The 8552-nt window shown below is 66.1% G+C and carries 10 protein-coding genes; 5 read left to right on the top strand and 5 right to left on the bottom strand.

Going from position 1 to position 8552, the window contains the following annotated elements:
* Nucleotides 1–257 precede the first annotated feature (257 nt).
* On the bottom strand, nucleotides 258–893 hold the full coding sequence (locus KNW02_RS19510) for a ribonuclease T2 family protein (protein ID WP_216034863.1): 636 nt from the start codon (nucleotides 891–893) through the stop codon (nucleotides 258–260).
* 189 nt (nucleotides 894–1082) lie between these two features.
* Between KNW02_RS19510 and KNW02_RS19515 the strand changes: the two genes are divergently transcribed.
* Entirely contained in the window at nucleotides 1083–1829 is a 747-nt protein-coding gene (locus KNW02_RS19515) for a DUF1013 domain-containing protein (protein WP_216034864.1), read from the top strand.
* Between the two features lie 75 nt (nucleotides 1830–1904).
* Here the strand turns inward: KNW02_RS19515 and KNW02_RS19520 are convergent, their stop codons facing one another.
* The 3 genes from KNW02_RS19520 to KNW02_RS19530 form a co-directional block, all read right to left on the bottom strand.
* Complete coding sequence (locus KNW02_RS19520) at nucleotides 1905–2159, bottom strand: GlsB/YeaQ/YmgE family stress response membrane protein (RefSeq protein WP_216034865.1); 255 nt, start codon at nucleotides 2157–2159, stop codon at nucleotides 1905–1907.
* 109 nt (nucleotides 2160–2268) lie between these two features.
* The gene (locus KNW02_RS19525; RefSeq protein ID WP_216034866.1) at nucleotides 2269–3741 is read right to left on the bottom strand and encodes an NAD-dependent succinate-semialdehyde dehydrogenase; all 1473 of its coding nucleotides are present in this window, start codon (nucleotides 3739–3741) and stop codon (nucleotides 2269–2271) included.
* Nucleotides 3742–4051: 310 nt separating this feature from the next.
* Nucleotides 4052–5044: a P1 family peptidase gene (locus KNW02_RS19530; RefSeq protein WP_216034867.1), complete on the bottom strand. Its 993-nt coding sequence runs from the start codon at nucleotides 5042–5044 to the stop codon at nucleotides 4052–4054.
* A gap of 113 nt (nucleotides 5045–5157) precedes the next feature.
* Between KNW02_RS19530 and KNW02_RS19535 the strand changes: the two genes are divergently transcribed.
* From KNW02_RS19535 to KNW02_RS19550, 4 genes are all read left to right on the top strand, one after another.
* Nucleotides 5158–5619 carry a low molecular weight protein-tyrosine-phosphatase gene (locus KNW02_RS19535; protein WP_216034868.1) on the top strand — a complete coding sequence of 154 codons (462 nt, stop codon included), beginning with the start codon at nucleotides 5158–5160 and terminating at the stop codon, nucleotides 5617–5619.
* 56 nt (nucleotides 5620–5675) lie between these two features.
* Nucleotides 5676–6149, top strand: a complete 474-nt coding sequence (smpB, locus tag KNW02_RS19540; protein ID WP_216034869.1) for an SsrA-binding protein SmpB — start codon at nucleotides 5676–5678, stop codon at nucleotides 6147–6149.
* A gap of 83 nt (nucleotides 6150–6232) precedes the next feature.
* Nucleotides 6233–7087, top strand: coding sequence for a 3-mercaptopyruvate sulfurtransferase (gene sseA, locus KNW02_RS19545; RefSeq protein WP_216034870.1), 855 nt, complete (start codon nucleotides 6233–6235; stop codon nucleotides 7085–7087).
* The gene (locus tag KNW02_RS19550) at nucleotides 7087–8268 is read left to right on the top strand and encodes an amino acid aminotransferase (protein WP_216034871.1); all 1182 of its coding nucleotides are present in this window, start codon (nucleotides 7087–7089) and stop codon (nucleotides 8266–8268) included. The genes sseA and KNW02_RS19550 overlap by 1 nt, the downstream gene beginning before the upstream one ends.
* 97 nt (nucleotides 8269–8365) lie before the next feature.
* Here KNW02_RS19550 and KNW02_RS19555 read toward each other — a convergent pair.
* Nucleotides 8366–8552: hypothetical protein (locus tag KNW02_RS19555; RefSeq protein ID WP_216034872.1), on the bottom strand; the 187-nt coding region annotated here is incomplete at its 5' end.

Below are 8552 nucleotides of genomic sequence, written 5' to 3' on the forward strand. Positions count from 1 at the left end.
CTTCGGAAAGCTGAAAGAGAACAGAGGCATCGCGATGCGCTCCTGCAAGACCGATCACAGCTTCATCGCGTTCATTGCGCTCGCCGCAACCATCATCCTCACAAAATGAACGTCAACAGACCCTAGCAATCGGGCGGGCTTGAGGCAAGAAAACCAGAGCGCTGCCCCGGCTTTCGGGCAAGCGACATCTCGCCCCGGACAAGCCTGCCCGAAGGCTGATTTCCGCTGTCACGGGGCAGGGTCTGCGACGGCTGGGTTCAGCGAACCTGCTCCATCAGGATGTCGGGGCGCGCGCAGTCGCGGAGCACATCGCGGGCGCAGTCGCGTGGCTGCAGGTCGCGGGTCAGGCAGATGCGAACCTCCTGCAGGGCGGCATCGCGGCAGGTGACGGTGATGCCGTCGCGGCTCAGCTCGGGATTGGCCTCGATGAAGGCCTCTTCGACGACCGAGGGGGGCAGGCGGATATCGCGGTCCAGATCCTCGAAAACCTCGGGGATGGCGATGCGGGCGGCGGCGTCGCGGGTCGCGGCATAGTAATCCGCCGCCGAAAGGCCCGAGCAGCGGCCGTGCTTCTGCCACTGATACCAGGCCAGCCCGCCCGATCCCATCAGATCCGCCATGGACGCGCTTTCGCGCCGCGATGGATCACGCTGGTCCGTGCGGCAGTCCTGCGGCCAGCCGCGTTCGTATTGCGGCCACAGCCCGTGGACGGTGAAGTCGATCCCGCGCCCGCGATCGCATTGCGCCGCGTCGCGCGCATAGCCCTCCTGCCGGCACCAGGCCGGCGACCAGCTGAGCGACAGGACATAGTAGTCGAAGCGGCCGGCGACATCCTCGGCAGGCGCTTGCAGCGGCAGCAGGGCGATCAGGGCAAGGCAGAAAAGGCGGGTCATGGTGGCGCCAGCCTAGCCATGCCGCCGCCCGCGTCCATGCCGAATCTGTGCGAAACCCCTTTTCTCGGCAGCCGGGAAAGGCTATATCCGCGCCCAATTCCCCCCGAAAACGAGGAATGGCGCCCGCCGAAAGCCGTTTTCCCGGCCCGAAGAGGCCATGCATGGGGCCAAGACGCGAAGGAGACTGACATGAACAAGCCGCTGATGGCCAAGGCCACTGCCGTCTGGCTGGTCGACAACACCACGCTCAGCTTCAAGCAGATCGGTGATTTCTGCGGGCTGCACGAGCTGGAGGTTCAGGGCATTGCCGACGGCGACGTGGCCACCGGCGTGAAGGGCTATGATCCGATCGCCTCGCACCAGCTGGACGCGCAGGAGATCAAGAAGGGCGAGGCCGATCCCGCCTACCGGCTGCGCCTGAAATACAACCCCGCCGCCGAGGGCGAGGAAAAGCGCCGCGGGCCGCGCTATACGCCGCTGTCCAAGCGCCAGGACCGCCCGGCGGCGATCCTGTGGCTGGTCAAGTTCCATCCCGAACTGGGTGATTCGCAGATCGCCCGGCTGGTCGGCACCACCAAGCCGACGATCAACTCGATCCGCGAGCGGACCCACTGGAACATCAGCAATATCCAGCCGATCGACCCGGTCGCGCTTGGCCTGTGCCGGCAATCGGAGCTGGATGCCGCCGTGCAGAAAGCCGCCAAGAAGCGCGGCGCCGAGGGTGAGGTGATGACCGATGACGAGCGTCGCAAGCTGGTCAGCACCGAAACCTCGCTGGCGATGAGTGACGAGCCGCGCCTGCCGACCGCCATTGCCGGGCTGGAGAATTTCAGCCTCAGCAGGGACGTGGACGAAAAGCCGCAGCGGGATCTGGACGCCGACAGCTTCTTCAACCTGCCCGACAGTGACGAGGATGAGGACGAGGACGACAACTGATCCGCGACCCGGATCGTAAATCCGAAAGCCGGCGCCATCACGCGCCGGCTTTTTTCGTGTGACGGGCCGGGCGGTTCAGCCGCGTCCGCGCACCAGCCTGCCAAGCCAGATCAGGATGCAGGCGCCGATCACCGCGACGATGATCTGGCCGATGGCACCGCCCGCCGTCGTGCCCAGCAATGTGCGGAACAGCCAGTTGCCCAGCAGCGCGCCGAGGATGCCCAGCACGACATTCATGATCAGGCCGTGATCGCTCTTCATGATCCGCTCGGCGATCCAGCCCGCGACGGCGCCGAGGATGATCGACAGAATCCAGCCGAAGCCTTCCATTGCACGTTCCTTTCCTTGTCCTGCCGGGATGCGCCGGCGGCTTTCGCAAAGGAAATGCGCGGCGGAAGCTTCTGTTCCCGCCGCGCATCGATTTTCACGTTCCTGTCACTCAGATCGACAGGCAGATATATTTCATCTCGAGGAAATCCTCGATCCCGTGGCGGCTGCCCTCGCGGCCGAGGCCCGACTGCTTGATGCCGCCGAAGGGCGCCACCTCGGTCGAGATGATGCCGGTATTCACGCCGACGATGCCGTATTCCAGCCCCTCCTGCACGCGGGTGATGCGGCCGATGTCGCGGGCGTAGAAATACGAGGCGAGGCCGAAGATGGTGGCATTGGCCTTCTCGATCACCTCTGCCTCGGTCTCGAACCTGAACAGCGGCGCCAGCGGGCCGAAGGTTTCCTCGGTCGCCACCTTCATGTCATCCTTGACGCCGGTGACCACGGTCGGCTTGAAGAACAGCCCGCCGATGCGCTCGCCTCCGGTGACGACCGCGCCACCGTGATCCAGCACGTCCTTGATATGCTCTTCGACCTTCTCGACCGCGCCCTGGTTGATCAGCGGGCCGGTGGTGATGCCGTCCTCAAGACCGTCGCCCACGCGCAGCTTGTCCACCGCCGCCGCGAGGCGCTTGGCGAATTCGTCATAGACGCCGGCCTGCACATAGATGCGGTTGGCACAGACGCAGGTCTGGCCGTTGTTGCGGAACTTCGAGGCCATGGCCCCCTCGACCGCCGCATCCAGATCGGCGTCGTCGAAGACGATGAAGGGTGCGTTGCCGCCCAGTTCCATGCTGCATTTCAGCACCTGATCAGCAGCCTGACGCAGCAGGATGCGGCCGACCTCGGTGCTGCCTGTGAAGGTCAGCTTGCGGATCAGCGGGTTTTCGCAGAATTCCTTGCCGACCTCGCTGGACCGCGACGAGGTGACGACCGACAGGATGCCCTTGGGCAGGCCCGCGCGCTCGCCCAGAACCGCCATGGCCAGCGCCGACAGGGGCGTTTCCGCCGCCGGGCGGGCGACGAAGCCGCAGCCCACGGCCAGCGCCGGGCCGGCCTTGCGGGCGATCATGGCATTGGGAAAGTTCCAGGGCGTGATGCTGCCCACCACGCCGATCGGCTGGCGGATCACGGTCAGGCGCTTGTCGGGCATATGGCCGGGAATGGTCTCGCCATAGACCCGCTTGGCCTCTTCGCCGAACCATTCGATGAAGCTGGCGCCATAGGCGATCTCGCCCTTGGCCTCGGGGAAGGGCTTGCCCATCTCGGCGGTCAGGATGCGGGCCAGGTCGTCCTGGTTCGCCATCATCAGGTCGAACCACTTGCGCATCACCTGCGCGCGTTCCTTGGCGGTGCGGGCGGCCCAGCCCTTCATCGCGGCGGCGGCGGCCTCGATGGCCTTCGCCACCTCGGCGCGGCTGAGATCGGCGACCTTGGCGATCACGTCGCCGCGCGCCGGGTTGGTCACATCGAAGGTCGCGCCATCGGCGGCATCGACCCATTCGCCGGCCACGAAGGCACGGGTTTCCAGCAGCGAGGGATCGCGCAGCAGGGTTCTCAGATCGGTGGAATGTTTGGTCACGGCAGCCTCTCCCGCTTCGGTTTGGTCAATATATTAAACAATATGCTTAACGATTGTCAAAGCCGGACGCGCGGGTCTTCGCTGATTGGGACCCTGGCGCGGGGAGGCCGCCGCGATTCCTTGCCGTGATGGCGGCAAGATAGGGCAAAACTGTCGGATGGGCTGTGCGACTCGGTGCAAAATAGCTATAATTTGACTGGTGGCCGGTTTGCCGTGGTCAATCCGAACGACGGCAGGGCCGCTGACATCAATCGCTGAGCTTTCCCTCTTGGCGATCTCTGGGGGCGGTGCGCGTCGCGCATCGCCCTTTTCATGCCGGTCGGATGGCCTGCCAGCAGGGTTGCAGATCTCCGATAGCCGGGATCGCGGCATGGACCGCCCGCGCCGTGGCGCGGGCCAGGACGCAGGCCGCGGCATGGCCCAGAAGAAACGGATCGGCGAGCGGATCGGACAGCGGTTTCGCGCCGGTCGAGGCGGCAAAGACCAGATCGCCGTCGAAGGGGGTGTGACTGGGCACCAGCGCACGCGCCAGCCCGTCATGCGCAGTGGTGGCCAGGCGCTGCAGGGCGGCCTTGTCCATCCCGGCATCGGTCGCGACGATGGCGATGGTGGTGGCCTCGCCCAGACGCTTTGCCGGGGCTGGCTCGTGGTCGCGGGGAAAGCTGGCCGGCAGCCCGAGGCCGCCGAACTCGTCCTCCAGCTCCCATGGGGCGGCCCAGAAATGCGGACCTTCCCCCACCGTCGCCTGCCCAAGCGCGTTGACCACCACCAGCGCGCCCACGCCAAGGCCGTTCTGCAGCACCGCCGAGGCCGATCCCAGCCCGCCTTTCAGCGATCCGGTCAGCGCGCCGGTCCCGGCGCCCGCGCTGCCGATCGCGAAATCCTCGGCCGCGGCCTCATAGGCGCGGCGACCGAGGCTGGCATAGGGATTGTCCGCCCAGGCCTTGTCGCCGCCATTCAGCAGGTCGAAGACGATGGCGCCGGGGACGATGGGCACCCGCGCCGGGCCCACCGCGAAGCCGCGCCCCTCGGACAGAAGCCCGGCCATCACCCCGTCGCAGGCCGCCAGACCGAAGGCCGATCCGCCAGCCAGCACCAGGGCATCCACCTGACCGACCAGCTTGTCGGGGGCCAGCAGGTCGGTATCGCGGGTTCCGGGCGCGCCGCCCATGACCTGTACCGAGGCGGCGAAGGGCCGTGTGCCGGTCAGGACGGTCACACCCGACTTCAGCCCCGGATCCGAGGCGTTGCCGACCCTGAGGCCGGCGATGTCGGTGATCAGGTTGCGGGGGCCCGGTCTCATGCTTCGGTCCTCTCCATGACGTCACTCCCTTTCACTCGGCCTGCCTTCCGGGTAGCCTGCGATCCGTCCCCGTGGCAATCGTCGTCACCGGACTCTGCCCTGAAAGCCCCGCCATGCGCCACACCTCGATCCTGTTTGTCTGTCTGGGCAATATCTGCCGTTCACCTCTGGCCGAAGCGGCCCTGCGTGCCAGCGCGGGCGCCCGCGGCATCCCGGTCACCGCCGATTCGGCCGGCACCGGCGACTGGCATGTCGGCAAGCCGCCCGACCACCGTTCCATCGTCGAGGCAGCGCGTCACGGCATCGATATATCCGGCCTGCGCGCCCGGCAGGTCGGGCCGGGCGACTTCGACCGATTCGATCTGATCGTGGCGCTGGACATGGCCAATCTGGACCATCTGCGCGGCATGCGGCCGGACGGGACGCAGGCCCGGCTGTCCCTGCTGTTGGACCACGTTCCGGGGCGCGAGGGGCAGGGGGTGATCGATCCCTATTACGGCGGATCGGAAGCCTTCCAGCGGGTCTGGGCGGATGTCAGCGCCGGGGCCGAGGGAATCCTGAACCGGTTGACCTGACGGCGGCGCGGCCGCCGTCTTTACAGCCGCCCCCCGCAGCCCTATCTAAGCCCGTCATGGCCAAGCAACCCGAAAATCCGAACTACAAGGTGATCGCCGAGAACCGGCGGGCGCGCTTCGACTATTTCATCGAGAGCGATCTCGAGGTCGGGATCGTGCTGACCGGGTCCGAGGTGAAATCGCTGCGCACCGGCCAGTCCAACATCGCCGAAAGCTATGCCAGCATCGAGAACGGCGAATTGTGGCTGATCAACGGCTATATCGCCGCGCTGAGCCATGCCGGGGTCTTCGGCCACGAGGAACGCCGCAGGCGCAAGCTGCTGGTCAGCCGCCGCGAACTGGCGCGGCTGTGGCAGGCGGTCGGGCGCGAGGGCATGACGCTGGTGCCGCTGGTGATGTATTTCAACCATAAAGGGCTGGTGAAGCTGAAGATCGGGGTCGCCAAGGGCAAGAAGGTCGCCGACAAGCGCGCAACCAGCGCCGAGCGCGACTGGAACCGCCAGAAGCAGCGCCTGCTGAAACAGGGCTGAACGCCCGCGGCATTGCAGCCCGCGTTTTCCGCCTGTAGATCGGAGGCTGTGCCCTGAGAGGCGGCCGAGTAACGGGGGATGGCATGCAGGACGATCCGAAGACACTGGTCTCGACCGACTGGCTGGCCGCGCATCTGAACGATCCCGATCTGCGGGTGATCGATGGCAGCTGGCACATGGAGGCGGCGGGCCGGAACGCCCGGGCCGAGTATGACGCCGCCCATATCCCCGGCGCGCGCTTCTTCGATATCGACGCCATCGCCGAGACCCGCAGCGAATTGCCGCATATGGTGCCGCCGGTGGAACTGTTCGTCAGCCGCATGCGCGCGATGGGCATCGGCGATGGCCATCAGGTGGTGATCTACGATCATTCCGATGCGCGCAGCGCCGCGCGTGTCTGGTGGACCTTCCGGCTGATGGGCAAGTCCGATGTGGCGGTGCTGGACGGCGGTTTTGCCAAATGGCTGGCCGAGGAACGCCCGACCGAGGACATGCCACCGATCATGCGCGATCGCCACATCACCGTGCAGCGCCAGTCCGGACTGGTGCGCGACGTGACCCAGGTCGCCGCCGCCTCGAAGCTGGGCGATACCCAGATCATCGATGCCCGCAGCGCCGAACGGTTTCGCGGCGAGGCGGACGAGCCCAGGCCGGGCCTGCGCAAGGGCCATATTCCGGGTTCCAAGAACCTTCCCTTCGGCCGCCTGTTCAATGGCGACGGCACGATGAAGGACCCCGAGGCGCTGCGCGGCGAATTCGAGGCCGCCGGCGTCGATCTGTCCCGTCCCGCCATCACCACCTGCGGCAGCGGCATCACCGCCTCGGTGCTGTCGCTTGCGCTCGAGCGGATCGGCCATCGCAATCACTCGCTCTATGACGGAAGCTGGACCGAATGGGGCAGCTTTCCCGACCTGAACATCGCAACCGGAGACGCCTGATGTTGTCCAATCTGAAACCGCAAGCCGCCGACAAGATCCTGATGCTGATCGAGGAGTTCAAGGCGGATACCCGCCAGGGCAAGATCGACCTGGGCGTCGGCGTCTACAAGGATCCGCAAGGCGTGACGCCGGTCATGCGCGCCGTGAAGGCGGCCGAGCAGCGCATCTGGGAAAGCCAGACCTCCAAGGCCTATACCGGCCTCGCGGGCGAGCCCGAGTATCGCAGCGCCATGGCCGAAATGGTTCTGGGCGATGTGCCCGCCGACCGGCTGGCCTCGGTCGCCACCGTGGGCGGCACGGGTGCCATCCGTCAGGCGCTGGAACTGGCGCGGATGGCCAATCCCGGCCTGACCGTGCATGTCGCGGACCCGACCTGGCCGAACCATCTGTCGATCATGAAGTTCATGGGCCTGCCCTTCGTCGAATACCGCTATTTCGACGCTGCCAGCCGGGGTGTCGATTTCGACGGCATGAAGCAGGACATCGCCCGCGCGGGCAAGGGTGACATCGTGCTGCTGCACGGCTGCTGTCACAACCCGACCGGTGCCAACCTGACGCAGGAGCAGTGGCAGGAGGTCATCGCCATCCTTGCGAAATCGGGCGCCGTGCCGCTGATCGACCTTGCCTATCAGGGTTTCGGTGACGGTCTCGAGGCCGATGCGGTCGCCACCCGGCTGGTCGCCGGCAGCCTGCCCGAGGTCCTGATCGCGGCCTCATGCTCGAAGAATTTCGGCATCTACCGCGAGCGCACCGGCATCCTGATGGCACTGGCCGAGAACGGCGCGGCGCGCGATCTGAGCCAGGGCGCCATGGCCTTCCTGAACCGCCAGACCTATTCCTTCCCGCCCGATCACGGTGCCCGTATCGTCTCGACCATTCTCACCGATGCCGCGCTGCGCGCGGATTGGGCGACCGAACTGGAGGAGGTGCGGGGCACCATGCTGGGGCTTCGCGATCAACTGGCCGCCGAGTTGCGCGAACTGTCGGGCAGCGATCGTTTCGACTTCATCCAGCGTCACCGCGGCATGTTCTCGCGCCTGGGCGCCACGCCCGAGCAGGTCGCGAAGCTGAGAAGCGATGCGGCCATCTACCTAGTCGGAGATTCGCGGCTGAACATCGCCGGGCTGAACCGCGATACCGTGCCGGTGCTGGCCCGCGCGATCATCGACGCGGGGATCTGAGCGACCGCTTCGGGCGATCTGCTGACGCGAAACTAATTATTCTGGCAAGTCGCCGCAAGATTGCGGACCCTGCTGGCCGCAAGTTTTTCAGGCAAAATTAAGGGGTTGCGGAAGTTCGTGCCAGAATAATTGGTGACAGAGGTGGCTCCGCCAAAGTCTTTGATTTTCCATGTATCGGATACAAACCACCGGCTTTCAGCCGGTCCGCTTCAGCGTTTTTGTCGATGATCTCCTCTCCCGGATTTGAAGCCGCCAGAGGCGGTATGGCTTCAAATCCGGGAGAG

This window comes from Paracoccus marinaquae (assembly GCF_018860165.1).
Taxonomy (GTDB): domain Bacteria; phylum Pseudomonadota; class Alphaproteobacteria; order Rhodobacterales; family Rhodobacteraceae; genus Paracoccus; species Paracoccus marinaquae.

Coding starts and splice junctions, on each gene's coding strand:
- KNW02_RS19510 (WP_216034863.1), bottom strand. CDS start 893: ATGACCCGCCTTTTCTGCCTTGCCCTGATCGCCCTGCTGCCGCTGCAA.
- KNW02_RS19515 (WP_216034864.1), top strand. CDS start 1,083: ATGAACAAGCCGCTGATGGCCAAGGCCACTGCCGTCTGGCTGGTCGAC.
- KNW02_RS19520 (WP_216034865.1), bottom strand. CDS start 2,159: ATGGAAGGCTTCGGCTGGATTCTGTCGATCATCCTCGGCGCCGTCGCG.
- KNW02_RS19530 (WP_216034867.1), bottom strand. CDS start 5,044: ATGAGACCGGGCCCCCGCAACCTGATCACCGACATCGCCGGCCTCAGG.
- KNW02_RS19535 (WP_216034868.1), top strand. CDS start 5,158: ATGCGCCACACCTCGATCCTGTTTGTCTGTCTGGGCAATATCTGCCGT.
- smpB (WP_216034869.1), top strand. CDS start 5,676: ATGGCCAAGCAACCCGAAAATCCGAACTACAAGGTGATCGCCGAGAAC.
- sseA (WP_216034870.1), top strand. CDS start 6,233: ATGCAGGACGATCCGAAGACACTGGTCTCGACCGACTGGCTGGCCGCG.
- KNW02_RS19550 (WP_216034871.1), top strand. CDS start 7,087: ATGTTGTCCAATCTGAAACCGCAAGCCGCCGACAAGATCCTGATGCTG.